Source organism: Brooklawnia propionicigenes, assembly GCF_030297015.1.
Lineage (GTDB): Bacteria > Actinomycetota > Actinomycetes > Propionibacteriales > Propionibacteriaceae > Brooklawnia > Brooklawnia propionicigenes.
Window position 1 is genome coordinate 373270 of the sequence record NZ_AP028056.1, and the last position, 17535, is coordinate 390804.

Below are 17535 nucleotides of genomic sequence, written 5' to 3' on the forward strand. Positions count from 1 at the left end.
CGACCTGATCATGAGCCGATCTCCGACATCGAAGCCATGGGCGTCCATGTACCCTTCGCTGAGCCACACTCCTTCGCCGCCATCCGTAGGCGTACTCCCTTCAACCGGGCGGGGCAGGCTGATGGACCAAAAGTCCACATCCTCAGTGGAAGTCAGGGACAGCCATGTGTCTGCAGCATCGGTGACAACTCGAGCAACGGAGGCGTGGCGCGATTCCGCCCCGACCACATGAGGCGTGTCGCGGACCTCGGGCAACTCGACGTCGGCGACCCCCGGAGCCAGAGTCACCCAGATGTCGGCGGTCTGCGATTGCCTCGCATAGTCGTCTAAACTGACCCGCATCCCTCGCCATCCACCTTCCAGTCCGGTGTATGCGAGGACGCTGAGCATCGCCATGCAGAACACGGCAACGAACTGGGTCCATGAGCCAGCCATGCCCCGCCGAAGCATGGCCCGCTTGTACCTGGCTCCCGACGCGTGCATCAGATATCCGTCTCAAGCATCCGTCGCGCCGTCGAGACCTTTCCGTCACGCAGCCTGACAACTCGATCCGCCAACCGCGAGTAACCCTCATTGTGGGTGACAACGACCACAGCCGCATTCGAGGTCTCGGCAGCCTGGCGCAGAGTCCTCATGACCTCATCACCGGTCTTGGAATCGAGGGCACCAGTTGGCTCGTCACACAACAACAGAGCTGGCCGTTTGGCGAGCGCACGGGCGATGGCCACCCTCTGCATCTGGCCACCCGACAGCTCATGGGGAAACGACCGCTCGCGGCCCGCCAGGCCCAAAGTCTCCAGGATCTCGGATGGTTCGATGGCGCCCTTGATGCCTCTGCAAGCAATACCGACGTTCTCAGCCGCCGTCAGGGTGGGAATCAGGTTGTAGAACTGAAAAACGAACCCCACACGTTCGCGCCGGTACTTGGTCAGCCCAGCTTCAGACAGGTTCTCGATCTCTACACCATCGCAGACAACCGAACCAGACGTGGGCTGATCCGTTCCGCCGAGAATATTTAGCAGGGTCGATTTCCCTGAACCGGAAGGGCCAACAATCGTGGTCAATTGACCACTTTCGATGTTCAGCGACACACCATCCAGCGCACGGACATCAACATTGCCTGTGCGATACACCCGGCGCACGTCCCGAGCAGCGATAAGCGCCATAATCATTCCTTTGACATCAGCGACGATCACGTGACGAGCCTTTGTGGCGTGGCTTTCTCGCAATCAAGACGAGCTCACGACCTAGAGTTCCCGGCACACCGCAATCACTGTCGACTGCGCAACAAACACGTCACCACCGCGTTTTTCCTGAGACAGTGAACGGCCCCGCCATTCGAGACCACAAGAACACTGGGCGTCACTCGTCGTGGTCACATCGCGCCGGCAGACGCACCTTTCGTTGACTCCCGACCACCGAGCAGTACCATCACGCCATGCGTAACCTCCGTTCACACACTTACGGTACTTCGAGTAGCGTAACAGGGAGGGGTTCAAGTGGGGAGGAACCATCATGCGGACTGGACGGCCACGGGATCCATTGGTCACTCAACGAGCGCTGGCGGCTACGTGGGATCTCTTGTCAACGAAGGGCTACTCCGCTTTGAGGATAGATGACATCGCGACATCATGTGGCATTGCCAAGACCACCCTGTACAGGCGGTGGCCGTCCTTGGCACACATCGTCGTCGACGCAGTGGTCTCCAGAATCGGCGACCGCACATTCACACCGACGGACGATCCGGTCGCGGACCTACGAGCTGTCTCCTCCATGCTCGTGCAGTCCGTCAATGCGGGAAAAGATTCATGGGTGAGCATCGCACTGAGTCTTCACGAGCAGAGTGATTCTGAACTCCGCCTCCGCTACCGAGAACGCATCATCGATCCGGTTCGAGAGCTACTCGCCGAGGTTCTGGAACGCACGGCCCTGGCCGGTTGTCTGGCGACGACCATACCTACGGATCAGCTCGCCGACATGCTCATCGGAGGCACTGTCTATCGACTGGTGTTCCTGCACTCACCTCTCACTGAGGATGAGGTGACGACCATCATTGGTGGTCTGCTGACAGCCCGCTGAGCCCGGGGTCGCTTGGCGCGCCTCGACGTGGCACACGGGTCTCCGCGCCCGTCACATCACCCAATGGGGTCGGGTTGGTCGTGACGTTCGGGACCCCTCGACGTGCTCAATGCTCGGCACCCGTCGTGTGCTCCCCGAGCAGTACCCAGCCCGCGCCATCGTGTTCCTCTGGAGTCAACGCACAGGGTCGGCCACCACAGCGGTGACCGACCCTGTTGTATCAGGCGCACTGCCTCACTTGACGAAGCCGAGCTCCTTCACCGCCTCGGCCTCACTGACCAGCTCGGACACCGAGGTCTGGATGAAATGCCGGGCAAACGCCGAAATCGGCAGATCCTGCACGATCTTCCAGTCACCCTTCGAGGTCGTCACCGGGAAAGACGACACCAACCCAGCAGGGACATCATAGGACCCGTCGGAGACCACACCCATCGACGTCCAACCACCAGCCGGAGTCCCCGCGAACCAGTCCCGCACATGCTTGATCGTCGCATCCGCCGCCGACGCCGCCGACGATGCGCCACGCGCCGCGATGACCGCAGCCCCCCGCTTGGCGACGGTCGGGATGAACTCGAAATTGATCCAGGCGTCGTCACCGACCCAGCAGGCGGCATTCTCACCGTTGATCCGCGCATTGAACACATCCGGATACTGGGTCGACGAATGGTTGCCCCAGATGGTCATGTTCGTCACCTCACCCACCGGCCGCTTCGCCTTGACCGCCAACTGGTGCAGGGCCCGATTGTGGTCCAGACGGGTCAACGCCGTGAACCGCTCAGCCGGGACACCCGGCGCGTTGTGGTAGGCGATGTAGGCGTTCGTGTTCGCCGGATTACCGGTCACCACCACACGCAGATCACTGGCCGCGTTCGCCGCCAGCGCCTGGCCCTGGGCAGCGAAGATCGCCCCGTTGGCCCCCAGCAGATCGGAACGTTCCATGCCCTTGGTGCGGGGCGAGGCCCCGACCAGCATCGCGACATTCGCGCCGTCGAAGATGTGGTTGGCCCCGTCGCCGATCTCCACCCCGCACAGCGTCGGGAAAGCGCAGTCCTCGAGCTCCATGGCCACGCCCTCGAGGACCTTCACCGCCCCCGGCACCTCGAGCAGTGGTGGATGGCGCTGCGCCCGGTCCTGGACGCGATGGCCAACCAGAACGGGCGCTGAGGAAGCCCAACCCTGGGCTGTGCCGACGCAGTGACCCGACGCGAAGTCGGATCGGTGCGGTGGCGGCGACAGACCGGTCTCCCCCACTCATGGCCTCACGCCGGGAGTGGAGCGAGCCGGACATTGCATCGTTGCACCAGTACCCGGGGTCTCACGCCGTCAACTCACGGATCCTGCGCAACACCCAGATGGCCCCGGGGATTCCGGGGATGATCGACGTCGCCGTGCCCGGCATGAACGAGCGGGTGCGGGCTGACATGCCCAGATGCATGCAGAAGGCTGCCGCCCAACTGAGCACCAGAGCACTGGTGACCCACCTGGTGAGGGTGCGACTGTCGCGGGTCAGTCGATACACCACCCACAGCGCCACGCCCTGCCCGGCGACGACCCCCGCACGAGCTGCAGGATTGGTTCCGGCCAGCGGGTTGGTGCGGATGTGCTCGTCGAACCAGCCGATCCCGGTGGTGCCGACGTCGGAGAGCCATGCGGCGATGGACAGCGCCACTTCCTCGCTCTGGTGGATGCCGAGCAGCAGCGCGGTCCAGGCCCAGGCGCGATCCGTGTCGGTCATCGGGCCGTCCGCCTACCCCGGGAGACGATGTAGCCGGTCAGGTGGGACACGGCCAACCAGCCAGCCACCCGGCTGATCGCACGGACAGGATGGATTCGATGGGGAACCTGTGCCTGATCCAGGGCGCGCATCACGTAGGCGAATTGCGGGAGCACGACGGTGGGCGAACTCAGCACTCCTGTCGTGTAGCCCTTGGTGACGAGCGAGGCGCCGATGTGGCTGAGGCCGTGCAGCCCGAAAACCCACTGGAAGTCCTGGTACAGCGCGCCCCTGCCCCGGCTGCGCACGCCGTCCGCCACGGCAGCGGCACACAGGGCACCCATCATGGCGACACCCACGTTGATGTGGGTCTGGTCGATGTCTCGCAGCAGCCCGGGAATCGGGACTCTGCCCGCCGTTCGCTCAGACACTCTGTCCAGGGTCTCCGGTAACGATGGGACGATGGTCAGGAGCTCCTCACCGTCGTTGGCGAGGAATGACAACGCGAGACTCAGCGGGACCGTCCACCGCTTATGACCTTCAAGCTGCCCATTCATGGGATAACCTCCCTTTTGGCGTATTTACGCTACCCGCAGTAGCGTAGTACCCAATCGGAGAGAACGGCGAGGTTCCCAGCCAATGACGACGAACCGCCACGTCCTCGACGCGCACAATGCACATCCACAGAGGAGAAGCGACGCGAGATGCCCACGCCAAGCTCAGGTGCCCTGTCTCATGTACAGGAGCTCTTCTGGAATGAGGCGGTCAATGTCCGCCCGACTTCTGATGGCTGCGTGATCGCCGGATGCATGTTCCCGCGATCCTGCGGGGAACCCATCGAAGCGATTGCGGAACTCACCCAAACGGGAGCGACGAAGGATGACGTGCTCTCATTGCTTGGCCTTGAGCCTCAACGAAGCGAACAGCTCATCGATGCCCTTACCGAACTGGGTGCCCTGGTCACTTCTCCACCGGGCCTGAGGCAGCTGGCACATGGCCTGTCAGCTACCCTCGGCGATCTGCTCATGGACGACCAGACACTGGCGGACAGCGAGCATGCGACGGCCTACCGGACCACGCAGGCGACCAGACAACCTCGTGGCACGACAACGGTTCAACTACCGGATGTTGAACTCGCCGACTGGCTCGCCCGACGGCGGACGATTCGTTCCTTCAACGACGAGCCCGTCGAGCTTGCACAGTTGGCCACTCTGCTGTCCGGCCTAAGACATCGCCCTGCCGACGATCTCCCTCAGGGCAGACGCGGCTGGCCGAGCGCTGGCGGACTGTACGCCATCGACTGCTACGTGCACATCAAGTCGAATCGGGTCACCGGAGTGCCCTCCGGTGTCTATGCGGTCGATCCCATCGACAATCGACTGGTGCGCCACAGCGACGCTCGCTCGTGGGACGAGTCACTCCACTTCCTCACCAACCGAATGATCCACCAATCGTCCGCGTTGTCGCTCATCCTGATTGCCGACCTGGCAGTCATCATGCCGAAGTACCACGACATGGGATATCCGCTGGCGCTCATCGATGCCGGGGTTCTTGCCGCCACTATCAGCTTGGCAGCCTGCACCTGTGGACTCGGATCCTGCTGTATCGGAGACCTCGACTTCGATCGGGCCCACGAGATGCTCGGGCTTCGACCAACCCAGCAAGTTGTCCATTCAATCGAAGTCGGTCGAATCGACGAGAGGAGCTGACTCATGGCGTCCAGTCGAGTGACCACTTCAGTGCCGTTGACCCAACTCCAGACGGCATACCTCCAAGGTCGAAGCTCTGAGATCCCACTCGGAGGAGTCTCGACAGCAGGGCATCATGACTTCGAGTGTGCACTGGATCCACAGGCGCTTGGCCACGCGATAGACGAAGTGGTGGCCCGTCATCCGATGCTGCGTATGGTTGCCTCACCGAATGACGGAGTCCAGCGCCCGGTTGAAACCACCCCGTACACCGTCGAGGTCGTCGATTGGAGCCGACTCGACGATGATTATGCCGCGCAGCGTCTTGACCAGTTCAGGGACGACAGGGTCTCGGAGGTCATGGACGTCACGACATGGCCCTGTTTCCGTTTCACTGTCGTACGGCTTCCCGGTGACCGACAGATCCTCGCCGTTGATTTCGACCTCTTCTTCCTCGACGGCCCAAGCATCTTCGCTGTGTTGAAGGAGATCAATGATGTTGTGAATGGGCATGAACTGACGGAACGCCCCAACGACGAACCCACCTTCGCCGACCTCTGTATGAACATCGCCGCCAGACACGCCAGACACCTCGACGTGGACCGGGCATTCTGGACCAGCCAGTTCTCCTCCGTCCCGCAGGCCCCACATCTGCCAGTCGCAGTTCCTACCTCCGGAAGGCCTACTGGGATTTTCCGCCGAGTACGCACCGTCTTGGACTCCCCGCGCTGGGAGAGGCTCCGCACAGCCGCCTCTGCTCGCAGCCTGCCGCCTCTTGCTGTAGTCATCGAGTCCTATGTCGAAGCGCTGCGTCGATGGTCGGGCACCGCCGAGTTCACAGTCAACTTCACGACCGCCGACCGTCCCTCACGTCATCATCCTGGCGGCATGGTGCTGGGGGAGTACACGTCAACGATGCCTTTCCCGGTGAGGGCTGCCGACGACGACTTCTGGTTGGACGCGTCGAACAACTGGACTCATTTGGGCCGATGCCTGGCCCACAGCGGTTTCAGCACTCTTGATCTGGCTCGAGAGCTCAGGGACCGAACCGGGGAGACCATCAGTGGTGGATTGCCCATCGTGTTCACTGCGATGATGGCGGATTCACGTGGCTTCAACGATGGCTCGGAATCCCTTGGCCAGATTGTGTGGTCGTGCTCCTCAACCCCACAGGTGCTCGTTGACTTCCAGCTTTTGGAGTCTCATCGCGGCGTCGCGTTGTCGGTGGACTATCGCGAGCCTTACATCACCCATCGAATCGCGCAAGGGATCCTTGATGACGTGGTCGCCATGTTGGAAGCCATCATCGACGGCGAGGATCCGGTGTCAGCCGTCCGACTCCCGAAGGGTGATCAGACAGTATGGACAACGGTGAACTCCACCGGCGGCCGTCAGGGCACCCGTCTGCTCCATGAAGCGGCACTCCAAGCCATGGCGGCCAGACCCGACCACGCAATCGTCTGCGACAACGAAGGCTGGCACACCAATCGAGAACTACTCGATCACGCACGGCTCGTCCACCAACAACTGGTCGCGATGGGTGTGGGCGTGGGTGACTACGTAGCGGTCGATGGCTATCGACGGGCTTCAACCATCGCAGCGATGCTGGGCGTCCTTCAGACGGGTGCCGCCTACATCCCTCTGGATCCGGGACAGCCTCCAGCCCGCCACCGACAGATTCTGGACACCAGCCGGGCACGAGCCCGGATCACTCCCGAGGGGACGATCGAGCTGCACAAGGAATCACCTCGCAAGCGCGACACCGTGACCCTCGACAGTCCCGCATATGCCATCTTCACCTCGGGCACCACTGGCACCCCCAAGGGGGTGGTCATCTCGCACAGATCCGTGATGAACACGATCGAGGATGTCATCGAAACCCACAGCATCGGCCCATCCGACCGAATCGCCGGAGTCTCCTCATTCTCCTTCGATCTGTCTGTCTTCGACATCCACGGGGCCCTCATCTCGCAGGCCCAGCTGTTTCTGTATGAGGACCAGCGTGACATCCCAACACTGGCCAACGGGCTGGTCAAGGATGGGATTACCGTGTGGAACACGGTTCCAGCGATCATGGGACTCGTAGTCGAGGAGCTGGAACGAACTGGCGCGGGGCTCCTGCGACCGTACTGGAAGGCGACCGGATCTCAGGCGTTCTCAGTCCCTTGGGACCTTCGCCTGGTCATGCTCAGCGGTGATTGGATCCCGGTGGATCTGCCGGATCGTATCTCTCGTCTTGCCACCGGAGCGCATGTTTTGAGTCTCGGCGGCGCAACTGAAGGGGCAATCTGGTCCATCTGGTTCGATGTGGCCGAGGTCAGCCCCACATGGCGGAGCATTCCCTATGGACATGCGATGCGCAACCAAACAATGTGGATCACGGATCATCACCAGAGGGTCAGCCCAGTGGGATGCATCGGCGAGATCTGCATCGGAGGTCAAGGAGTTGCCCTCGGCTACCTGAATGCACCGGAGCAGACGGACCAAGCCTTTGTGTCAACACCTGAGCTGGGTCGCGTCTATCGAACGGGCGACTTCGGACGTATGGGCCAAGATGGCGAGATAGAGTTCCTCGGGCGTCGGGATTCCCAGGTCAAGGTCAACGGCCACCGGATCGAGCTGGCGGAGATCGAGTCCGCCACGATCCGTGAGCTGGATGTCATCCACGTGGCGGCGGCGGTCAAACAAGTCCCGCCCGATTCAAAGAGCGTCCTATGCCTCTATTACGTCAGTGACCAGGAGTTCACCCCGAGCGATGTGAGGGACACCCTGCGAGCCCGGCTCCCCCAGTACATGCTGCCGTCCCATGTCATGCGGGTTGACTGCATTCCCATGTCGAGCAACGGAAAGGTCAACACTGCACTGTTGCCTGTCCCTCAACCACGGCATCACACCGCGTCGACGACTCAGAAGTGGACCCCGCAACAACGCCTCATCCAGAGGGTGTGGCTGGATGTGCTGGATCTGGACGATCTCGGGCTCAGCGACGACGTCTTCGAGGCAGGCGCGGACTCGCTTTCGGTCATTCAGTTCCATGCGACCCTGCGAGCCGCTGGTCTCACGGTGTCGGTATACGACGTCTTCGAGAACCCCACTGTTCAGTCCTTGGCCACAGTGGTGGGCCAGCAGGTGCCTGAGACCGCCTCGTGTCGGCCTGCAGCAAAGCCCATTTCGGGGCGGCTGTATGACCCAGCCGATCATGCCCGCGCGTGGGGAGGGCTCGCCCTACTCAGGCAACCCGACCCACAGCGAATACTCATAACCGGAGCTACCGGCTTCCTGGGCGGCTACCTCATGATTCAGGAGATGCCGCAGGATACAGAACTGTGGTGCTTGGTTCGGGGCGGGTCCCAGGACGAGGCCGAGAAACGTCTGTGGGAGATACTTCGAGCACGCTTCGGCGATGAGGTGACAGACACACTTACAGATCGGGTGCACGTTGTCGTCGGGGACATGGAACGCGCCAACCTTGGGCTGGACGAAGCACAGCTGGACTCGTGTATGAACGTGGACACCATCATCCACGCAGCTGCGGACGTGTCGGGTCAAGTCCAGTGGAGTGGTGTAGCGGTTCCTTCGTCTAGGCGGTGAGGGCGAGGGGTTCGGTCACCTCCTCAACGGCGTTGGTGATGGTGCTGAGTCGGCATCGTGCGAGGACGTCGAGGCCGAGGTAGCGGCGCCCTTCTGCCCACTCATCGGTCTGCTCGGCCAAGACAGCGCCGACGAGGCGGATGATCGCTTCCCGGTTGGGGAAGATCCCGACCGCGTCGGTGCGGCGGCGGATCTCACGGTTCAGGCGTTCGGCGGGGTTGTTCGACCAGATCTGGGTCCACACGTCCTTGGGGAAGCCGGTGAACGCGAGCACGTCTGCCCGGGCGGCTTCGAGGTGCTCTGCAACCTCGGGTAGCTTCTCGGCGGTGTAGTCGAGCAGACGGTCGAACTGCGCCTGGACCGACTTTTTGTCGGGTTGGTCATAGACCGAATGGAGCATCGCTTTGACCGCGGGCCACATGCTCTTCGGGGTCACGGACATCAGGTTCGCGGCGTAGTGGGTTCGGCAGCGCTGCCAGGACGCGCCAGGCAGGTTCGCCGCGATCGCCTCCACCAGCCCGGCGTGGGCATCGCTGGTGACCAGTCGGACCCCCGCAAGGCCGCGGGCCACCAGATCGGCGAAGAACGTGTTCCACGCCGGTTTGGTCTCGGAGGTGACGACCTGCAGGCCCAGGACCTCGCGGTGTCCGTCGCCGTTGACGCCGGTGGCGACGAGGACCACGGCGTTGATCACGCGTCCGCCTTCGCGGACCTTCATCGTCAACGCGTCAGCTGCAACAAACGTGAACGGCCCGGCCTCGCCCAGGGGGCGGTGCCGGAACTGCGCTACGTGTTCGTCGAGGTCGGCGGCCATGCGTGAGACCTGTGACTTCGACAGGCCGTCGATGCCCAGGGTCTTGACGAGTTTGTCCATCCGACGAGTACTGACGCCGGCGAGGTAGCAGTCAGCGATCACCGTGATCAGGGCCGCTTCGGCTCGTTTGCGGCGCTCCAGCAGCCACTCGGGAAAGTAGCTGCCGGAGCGCAGCTTCGGGACGGCCACGTCGATGGTGCCGACGCGGGTGTCCAGCGGGCGGTGGCGGTAGCCGTTGCGCTGCGCGACCCGCTCGGTTGAGGGCTGTCCCCATTCGGCGCCGCACACGGCGTCGGCATCGGCCGAGAGGAGGGCGTTGATCATGTTCTGCAGCAGCTGGCGCATCATGTCCGGAGAGGCTTCGGTCAGCAGGTTGCCCAGCACGCGGGCGGGGTCGACAATGTGAGGAGCGGTCATCGTGGTTGATTTCCTTTGAGAGAGCTTTGGTAGGTGAACTCGAAGGATCCCACGGTGACCGCCCTGCCGTCATCGACGGCCACGGCCACTGTGGGGGCTACACCACTCTAGGGGGCTCTACTACGTGTCGCACTTCGCCGCTCCGGGGACCATTGACGCCCGCAACTTGCGGGCAGTGGAGAACGTCATTGATCTTGCCCGCCATGCGAGCGCTCGGCTCTTCCATGTCTCGACCTCCCAGGTCATGGGGGTTCCCCCAGAGGAGTCCGGAATTTATGGGGAGCTGTGCCGTGACGTCGGGCAAAGTTTCCTGGACCAGTACTCACACAGCAAATTCGAGTCTGAGAAGCAGTGCTTCGAGGCTTTCGATTCCGGGCTGCACGGTGCTGCGCTCCGACTGGGTAATCTGTGCTTCGATTCTCGGACAGGGGCCATGGCCCAGACAGGGCTCGCGAACACCTATGCTGCGCTCATCAACGTCATCGCCAGGTTCGGATCGATCCCCGACAATCTCGCGGAAATCACTGATCTGTCATACGTGGACACAGCGGCCCACGCGGTGAGCGCTCTGGTCCATGCGCCCATGCTTCCCGACAGTCACAGTTTCCATATCATGAACCCCCATCGCCCGTCGATGGAGACCCTCCACGCCTTGGTGTCCGCCCCCTGCAGGCAAGTCCCCAGCTCCGCATTCCGGTCCCTGTTGGAATCGCACTTCACCGAGCATCCGGATGACGTGGCGGTGCGCAACTGTCTGCTCAACGCGCACGTGTGGCAGGACCGTTACGGCGCTCAGTTCTCTGCCCGCGAAACCAACTCATTGTTGGCTGACCTAGGGGTGCACTGGCCAGAACCTGCATCCTTGTTGGCACAAGCCTGATCGTTCGGTCAAGTCCCGGGTAGTGGTGTAGCCGTTGGTGATCCTGTAGGGCGGGGTTAGCTGGCGAGTGCGGGCATGGTGGTCTCCTGTTCGGGCTGGTTGGTGATGAGGGCCATGCGGCTCTTGGCGAGGATTTCGAGGCCGAGGTAGCGGCGTCCTTCGGCCCATTCGTCGGTTTGCTCGGCCAGGACGGCGCCGACGAGCCGGACGATCGCTGCGCGATTCGGGAAGATCCCGACGCTGTCGGTGCGGCGGCGGATTTCCCGGTTGAGGCGTTCGGTGGGGTTGTTCGACCAGATCTGGTGCCAGACCTCGACGGGGAAGCTGGTGAAGGTGAGGATGTCGGCCCGGGCGTGGTCGAGGTGGTCGGTGACGGCGGGGAGCTTGTCGCTGGTGTAGTCGAGCAACCGGTCGAACTGGGCGTGGACGGCGTGGGCGTCGGGCTGGTCGTAGACCGAGTGGAGCATGGCCTTGACCAGGCCGGTGCCGGCCTTCGTACGAGATCGGAGAGAACTTGAATCAAGCCCTATCCAGCCCCTGATGCCTAAGAACGCCCAAAAGCCAGAAGCTCATTTCCTAGTCAGCGCAATATCTGTGCGAATCCGTGAGAGGTTCAAATCCTTTCTCTGGCATCGAGATGGGTGGACGTCTGCACAGACAAGGCCCTCCACCCCTTGGCTGTGTTCACGGCTTGGACATGAACTGGGCTAGCGTCTTCTTCACATCGTCGAAGATGCGGTGCCTGCATTCATGGCATTCAGGCCGCCGTCAAGCGGATCCAGTTCGTTGCTCATGGTTTTATGTCAATGCGTTGTCTCGTCCACTAAAACTGAACTCATCACTAGCCCGGGACCGAGCGGGCATCGGGGGAGGCCGACGAAACGCAGATGAACCGTTGTGGATCCGCCTCTGCGTGGATAGGCTCCGGTATCTCATACCTGCCTCCGCAGATGAGTTCGACTTCGGCAGCCACGATTCCCGAGTGGACCCATGCGGGTATCGCCGGGAACAGCCCATATGGGACGACGGTGAAATCGGTCCACGTACTCTCGATTCCCTCCAGTGCCCGGCCAAGCGAGCGGGGAACGTGTGGGCAGAAGCTGGAGGAGCGCGCTACCGGTCGGCTGCCGAGGGTTGCCAGCCGAGGTCGTCCATCAGGTCGCGCACCGCCTGGGCGCCGGAACTGCCCTGCCACTGCTCGGCAGTGGCACGGAGCTGGGTGAGAGCCTCCGCGAGGACCCGGTCCTGATCGGTGCCGTCCTGCTGGTAGCCCGGGTCGAGGAGATAGCTGGCCCGGCCACGTCCGGCGATCTGGCACCGCCAAGCAACGCGATCGAGCAGGATCTCGAGCTGGCGGGCAGCGGCAGTCAGGTCGTGATCGCTGCGCAGATGGTGGTAATCCAGCTCGGCATACGTGCGCCCCTTAGCCTGGCACAACCCGATCGCGGTGCCAGCTTTGGCGTCTGCGGGCTGGTCGGTGGCCAGATCGCGCACCTTCTGCGCGGCCTGGGACATGGCGAGGAAGTCGTCGTCGGCGAACCCGAACCCGACGAACAGCAGATGGCTCGTCAGCATCAGGGTCTGCACCACGCCGCGCAGCGCCGGGAGATCATTCTCGAGCGCGTCGTACTGGCCTCGGGTCAGCACGATCGTCTTGGGGTAGGCGACGTCACCGTGGAGCTTGAGCAGCCACGGCCCGCCGCCGATGACCAACTGGCGGGCGATAACCCGCAAAGGCTCATCCTGGTGGATCACGATGGCGGCGTTCTCGAAGCAGGGGTCGTAGTTGGTGGTCACCAGCGACGGCGTCCGCAGGTCGACCAGCAGCGCGTGGGCGAGGGCGTGCTTGCCGGTGGTGAGCTTCTTGGCCACCTCGTCGTTCAGGTCCGGCCGGTTGAGGTCCTGGGCGACCTGCGGGTAGTCGGTCTCCTCGGTGAACACGAGCTTCTGGTCAGGCGACAGGCCCTGGAGCAGGTCCTTCCAGCTGGGGAACCCGACCGGGCGGCTCACGCCGGCTCCGGCGAACACCGACAACTCCCCGTGGGCGGCCTTCGTCCCGAGCTCATCGGCCAGCTCTCCCTGTTCCGGGGTCAGCTCCGGCCAGAAGTCCGCGCCCAAGTCACGGGTCCTGCGCTGGCGCTCCCACTGGGCGGCGGCGAAGTCGGCGGTGCGCCGCAGGGTGAGGGCGACGTCGACCGGGTGAATCGTCACGAAGTCGAGCAGCTGACCGACCAGTTCACGGACGGCCTCGGCCCGGCGCCCGGGGAACTTGCCCTGACCGACGCCGAGGATCGGCAACGCGACCAGCGGCAGCGCCCGGCCGCCGTGCCGGGTGGCGCGGGCGGCCGCGCGGCGCACGGCGTCCAACGACCTGGACACCATCGCCGGGATGCTCTCGACGCCGACGGTATCGACCAGCACCCGCAGGCCCACCACCTGGTCGGGGGAAGGGTCCTTCGGGGTCGGGTCGGGCAGCACCGCGACGCCGTCCTCGAGCTGGACGCCTTCGGGCCGGAACCACTCATGCTTGGCCTGCCAGGGCGCGCCGGGCTCGACGAATGGACGCCACGTGCCAGTCACATGGAGCTCACTGTCGCATGGGATGAGGAACGCATCGGCGGCGAGCCTTGTCAGATCCGCCTGCACCACGAAAAGATGCCCACGATCAGCCATGACTGGACCCTACCGCGTATCCGCGCCGGGAACTCACGGGCCCTCCTCCCGACGGCCCCGCCCGTCCGCCGACGGTTGGAACTAGCTGCGTTGTGTCAACTGGAAGTGAGCCGACAGAGCACTTGAGTTGGGCCGTGTTCGCGGCTCATGTTGAGCCGTTTGATCGCCGATTCTCGCGACGGTCCTCATGGAACTCGGCCAGTCCGGCGGGCCGACCCCCACGCACTTGATCCGCGCCCAAGAGTGGGCAAGGGGACACGAGCGGGAAAGCTACCGTGGTAGGAACGGGCGAAGCAAACAGGCGTCGGCCAGCGGTGATCGTGAGCAATGACAATGCCAACGCCACCGCAGCCCGGCTGGGTCGTGGTGTGGTCACCGTGGTCCCCGTGACGAGCAACACCACTCGGGTCTTCCCCTTTCAAGTTCTCCTCCCCGCTGCCGAAACGGGCATCCACGTGGATTCGAAAGCCCAGGCCGAACAGGTTCGTTCGGTCTCGGTCGAGCGGCTCGGCCGCGTAATCGGGCGTCTTTCGACCACCTGATGGCCGAACTGGACGACGCGCTCCGCGTCCATCTCCAACTCTGAGTTCACGCACGCGCCGGGTGCTTGAGGGCAGGCCGTTTCCACAGTCTGGCCAGTGCCAAGGCGCACTGGCCGTCTTGCCCCATCTCGCTACTGATTCGGGCCGAAATCTGCGTCATGCACCATGTCGAGGATCTGCTGGAGTTCGGTCACGACGACCGCGTTCGGCTCGATCGGCACGACCACGGCCTCCCCCGGCGCGGGCGCAGGATCCTGATTGCCTGGTGCCAACAGGGCCGCGGCGTAGGTGACATCGTCCACCCATTCCCGGCGTTCACCATCGTTGATGATGGACGCGTCGAAGCCGTCATTGAGCGAGTTGAGGAAGAGCGTCTCCATTCGCTTGATCGTGTTTCTCCCCGGTTCGATGAGACCGTCGACCCAGGCAGGTGTTTCGGCGCGCTGGAAGTCACGGATGGCGGTGATGGTGTTGTTGCCCGGCACGCCATCCACAGCAAGCAGAGGCAATCCGCGAGGCGCTCGCCATTGATTCAAGAGCCGCTGCGCGTACTTGGCGTCGGCCCGCCCGTTGGCGCCATTTTGGCCCACGCTGCCCAGCAACGGCGATCGCATGAAAAGCAGATAGGCGGCGGCCGCGGGCACCAGCACACCTATGGCGGCACCACGCGTGAGAATGAGTGTGACGATGGCCGCCTTCACCAGCAACAGGAGAACCGTTTCGTTGACCACCTCCGGGGTCACTTCGACGCAGAACCGGTAGAGCACCAAGGAGTCGGAATCGCGTTCGAAGCGCAGCGATACCTGAGCCGGAATGCTGCTGTACTGCCCTCTCCAGAACACTCTGCGGTAGTTCGGGTTGTAGGTGTTCCCCCGCGGTACGGCGCCCCCTTCCGGGTTGGGGTCTGAACAGTACGGCATGCCGTGGCCGGCGTTCAGTTCGCAGAAGTTGCGGATCTTCTGCCGGCCGTCTCTTCGTCCCGTCGTTGAGGCGGGCTTGACCTCGTAGAACTCCCTGAGGGCGCCTTCGTGGGTGATGATGTCCGGGACCATGCTCTTGTCCCCATCGCGGACCTTCCTCTGACGGCAGAAGGCATCGATCAGTGCCTGGTCGACGTGCGCGTTCTTGAGCTTGAGGAAGCGGGCGAACTGCTCACAGCGATCTCCCTTGACATCGAAGAAGTCCGTTGCACCGGGAGCGTCGAAGACGATCGGAGCACCACCATTGGACACTCGATGGGTCAGGTAGTCCACCATGACGACCACCTCGACGATGTTGCCGACTATCGACAGGGTTTCGGTGTTCGCTCCCGAAGCAGAACCTGCGAAGCACTTTTCCATGATGACCTCGAATCCTTCAATGAGGTGGATGGTTGGGACGACATCGTCCGACAGTCCGGGCCACGCTAGGCGCCCACCACAACGAAGCCGGCGAGGCGGAGTTTGGCAGCCAGCACGGCCTTGGTCACGGGATCGGCCGATCCGGTCGGCGGGCTCATCAGCATCACCTGGCTCTGGAAGGCGGAGACGGCCGCTCGCGTCCGTGGCCCGTTGATCCCATCGATTGGGCCCGGATCGAACCCGAGTGCGGCCAGACCCTGTTGAACGCCGCGCAGGGACGACAGGTCGATCGTGGTCGGTCCCCCACCGCCTGCGGTGATGCTCGGCGGGGTGCCGTTCTGGAAGAACGTGACCGTCCACGGTCCCGGCGTGTTGAGGAAGCTGTTGTAGAGGTTGACACCGGTGTATTGGCCGTTCGGGGCGCCGCCGATGATCTCGACGAGGGCCATGTGCAGGTGCGCCGGGATTCCTCCGGACGCGTAGATCCGGCCCAGGTAGTCGCCGCGGGAGACCCTTGACCCGACCGTGAGCGCGGCCGGCACGCCTGTGATGTGGGTGTAGAAGGCGCCCATCATGTCGTTGGGTGAGCGCATGAACAGCTGGGCGCCGTAAACGGCGCCGGTGTCGGCGGCCGGTACGTGCTGCTGCACCTTGGTCAGGTGCGCATCGAATGCGGCGAACACGCTGGTGCCGGCGGGTGCCGCCAGATCCATGCCGAATGCGATGTACCAGTGCGGACCCTGATGACCGCCGACCCCTGGCCCGCCATAACCGCCCTGTTGCGATGCGGGACCCAGCGGATGACTCATTTCGATGGTGAATGACATGGTGGACTCCGTTTCGTTGAGATGATCCTGAGTTTCGGTGAGTGTTCGTTCAGGCCGCATGGACTGGTCAGCCGGCGATCGTCCATCCGTCGGAGGCCAGCGCGCCGGCCAACTCCATCTGCGTGGCCGGGTCATTCCAGGCGCCGTTGGCCGGCAGACCCACGGCGGTCTGGAAGGACCTGACTCCGGCCTGGGTCTTCGGGCCGTCCCCACCGTCTTGGGGACCGGGGTTGTAGCCCAGCATCCACAGGCCGTGCTGAACGGCCAAGACCGAGTCGAGCGCAATGACCAAGTACTCGACGGGCAGGTGCTGGTCGGCGACCTTCTGAGCAAGGAGGAAGTACATTCGGTCGAGCTTGTTGCGATAGCGGATGGTGCCTTCGTCCGGGTTGAATTTGCACTCCTCCGCGGCCGCTGCCCACCGCCCGCTCGCCACGAACGCCTGGAACTTGGGGAAGCGGAACATCGGACCCATCCCCCAGCTCATGCTCAGGGTGCCGAGTTGCGCATTGGCCGGCCATGCCGCGAAGCCGCTGAACTCCGGACGAGTGATCAGCGTGCGCTCCATCTCCAACAGCTTCAGCTGGACGATGCGCGCGATCTCCGCGTTCGTCACCCGTAGTCGGGTCAGCCCTTCGAAGGCCCTGTGTCCCTGCGGTGCCAGATCAAGGCGTGCCTTCACCGCGTCCCAGGCGGCCGCCACCTCGGCTGGTGAAGCGGCTGCGCCGGTGCTCTGGTCGTACCAGTTCAGCTGATTGGCCAGCCGCAAGGATGCCTGACGCTCCGCTGCCGACGGTGCCGAGTTCGGCCGCACGGTCTCGTCGATCTTGTTGCCCATGCCGGTGCTGACCCAGCCCTTGACGTCCAGGTACATGAAGTTGACGATGCCCTCGAGGGGCTCATTGAAGCGCATCCAGGATTGCCGAACCATCTCGTGCATGACTGCTCCTACTCTGAGTGGGACTGATCC

The 17535-nt window shown here is 63.4% G+C and carries 13 protein-coding genes and 2 pseudogenes; 5 read left to right on the plus strand and 10 right to left on the minus strand.

What is annotated here, in order from left to right:
• Window positions 1–482: 482 nt before the first annotated feature.
• Window positions 483–1196, minus strand: a complete 714-nt coding sequence (locus QUE25_RS01745) for an ABC transporter ATP-binding protein (protein ID WP_286266984.1) — start codon at window positions 1194–1196, stop codon at window positions 483–485.
• A 319-nt stretch (window positions 1197–1515) separates the two neighbouring features.
• Between QUE25_RS01745 and QUE25_RS01750 the strand changes: the two genes are divergently transcribed.
• Window positions 1516–2079, plus strand: a complete 564-nt coding sequence (locus tag QUE25_RS01750) for a TetR/AcrR family transcriptional regulator (protein ID WP_286266986.1) — start codon at window positions 1516–1518, stop codon at window positions 2077–2079.
• Between the two features lie 234 nt (window positions 2080–2313).
• Here QUE25_RS01750 and QUE25_RS01755 read toward each other — a convergent pair.
• The 3 genes and pseudogenes from QUE25_RS01755 to QUE25_RS01765 form a co-directional block, all read right to left on the minus strand.
• Window positions 2314–3186: pseudogene (locus QUE25_RS01755) on the minus strand (malate dehydrogenase); the annotation flags it as partial.
• Window positions 3187–3394: 208 nt separating this feature from the next.
• Window positions 3395–3814: an HXXEE domain-containing protein gene (locus tag QUE25_RS01760; protein ID WP_075888570.1), complete on the minus strand. Its 420-nt coding sequence runs from the start codon at window positions 3812–3814 to the stop codon at window positions 3395–3397.
• Window positions 3811–4350: an HXXEE domain-containing protein gene (locus QUE25_RS01765; protein WP_075888572.1), complete on the minus strand. Its 540-nt coding sequence runs from the start codon at window positions 4348–4350 to the stop codon at window positions 3811–3813. Before QUE25_RS01765 ends, QUE25_RS01760 begins: the two co-directional genes overlap by 4 nt.
• Before the next feature lie 327 nt (window positions 4351–4677).
• On the opposite strand from QUE25_RS01765, the gene QUE25_RS01770 reads away from it, so the two are divergent.
• On the plus strand, window positions 4678–5502 hold the full coding sequence (locus QUE25_RS01770; RefSeq protein WP_286266991.1) for a SagB/ThcOx family dehydrogenase: 825 nt from the start codon (window positions 4678–4680) through the stop codon (window positions 5500–5502).
• A 3-nt stretch (window positions 5503–5505) separates the two neighbouring features.
• Window positions 5506–9072 (plus strand): non-ribosomal peptide synthetase, encoded by a 3567-nt coding sequence (locus tag QUE25_RS01775; protein WP_286266993.1) that lies wholly within the window; start codon window positions 5506–5508, stop codon window positions 9070–9072.
• On the opposite strand, the gene QUE25_RS01780 is transcribed toward QUE25_RS01775, so the two are convergent.
• Window positions 9062–10303: an IS256 family transposase gene (locus QUE25_RS01780; RefSeq protein ID WP_043537034.1), complete on the minus strand. Its 1242-nt coding sequence runs from the start codon at window positions 10301–10303 to the stop codon at window positions 9062–9064. The two genes, QUE25_RS01775 and QUE25_RS01780, sit on opposite strands and share 11 nt — an antisense overlap.
• A gap of 124 nt (window positions 10304–10427) precedes the next feature.
• Between QUE25_RS01780 and QUE25_RS01785 the strand changes: the two genes are divergently transcribed.
• Window positions 10428–11183 carry an SDR family oxidoreductase gene (locus QUE25_RS01785; RefSeq protein WP_286266996.1) on the plus strand — a complete coding sequence of 252 codons (756 nt, stop codon included), beginning with the start codon at window positions 10428–10430 and terminating at the stop codon, window positions 11181–11183.
• Between the two features lie 56 nt (window positions 11184–11239).
• Here the strand turns inward: QUE25_RS01785 and QUE25_RS01790 are convergent.
• Both QUE25_RS01790 and QUE25_RS01795 read right to left on the minus strand, forming a co-directional pair.
• A pseudogene (locus tag QUE25_RS01790) lies at window positions 11240–11659 on the minus strand (transposase); the annotation flags it as partial.
• 637 nt (window positions 11660–12296) lie between these two features.
• Window positions 12297–13856, minus strand: coding sequence for an SIR2 family NAD-dependent protein deacylase (locus QUE25_RS01795; RefSeq protein ID WP_286266998.1), 1560 nt, complete (start codon window positions 13854–13856; stop codon window positions 12297–12299).
• Between the two features lie 320 nt (window positions 13857–14176).
• On the opposite strand from QUE25_RS01795, the gene QUE25_RS01800 reads away from it, so the two are divergent.
• Window positions 14177–14398, plus strand: a complete 222-nt coding sequence (locus tag QUE25_RS01800) for a type II toxin-antitoxin system PemK/MazF family toxin (RefSeq protein WP_286266999.1) — start codon at window positions 14177–14179, stop codon at window positions 14396–14398.
• A 131-nt stretch (window positions 14399–14529) separates the two neighbouring features.
• On the opposite strand, the gene QUE25_RS01805 is transcribed toward QUE25_RS01800, so the two are convergent.
• From QUE25_RS01805 to QUE25_RS01815, 3 genes are all read right to left on the minus strand, one after another.
• Entirely contained in the window at window positions 14530–15738 is a 1209-nt protein-coding gene (locus QUE25_RS01805) for a peptidoglycan-binding domain-containing protein (RefSeq protein WP_286267001.1), read from the minus strand.
• Between the two features lie 65 nt (window positions 15739–15803).
• Window positions 15804–16565 (minus strand): peptidoglycan-binding protein, encoded by a 762-nt coding sequence (locus QUE25_RS01810; protein ID WP_286267003.1) that lies wholly within the window; start codon window positions 16563–16565, stop codon window positions 15804–15806.
• A gap of 67 nt (window positions 16566–16632) precedes the next feature.
• Window positions 16633–17505 carry a peptidoglycan-binding domain-containing protein gene (locus tag QUE25_RS01815; RefSeq protein ID WP_286267005.1) on the minus strand — a complete coding sequence of 291 codons (873 nt, stop codon included), beginning with the start codon at window positions 17503–17505 and terminating at the stop codon, window positions 16633–16635.
• Between the last annotated feature and the right edge of the window lie 30 nt (window positions 17506–17535).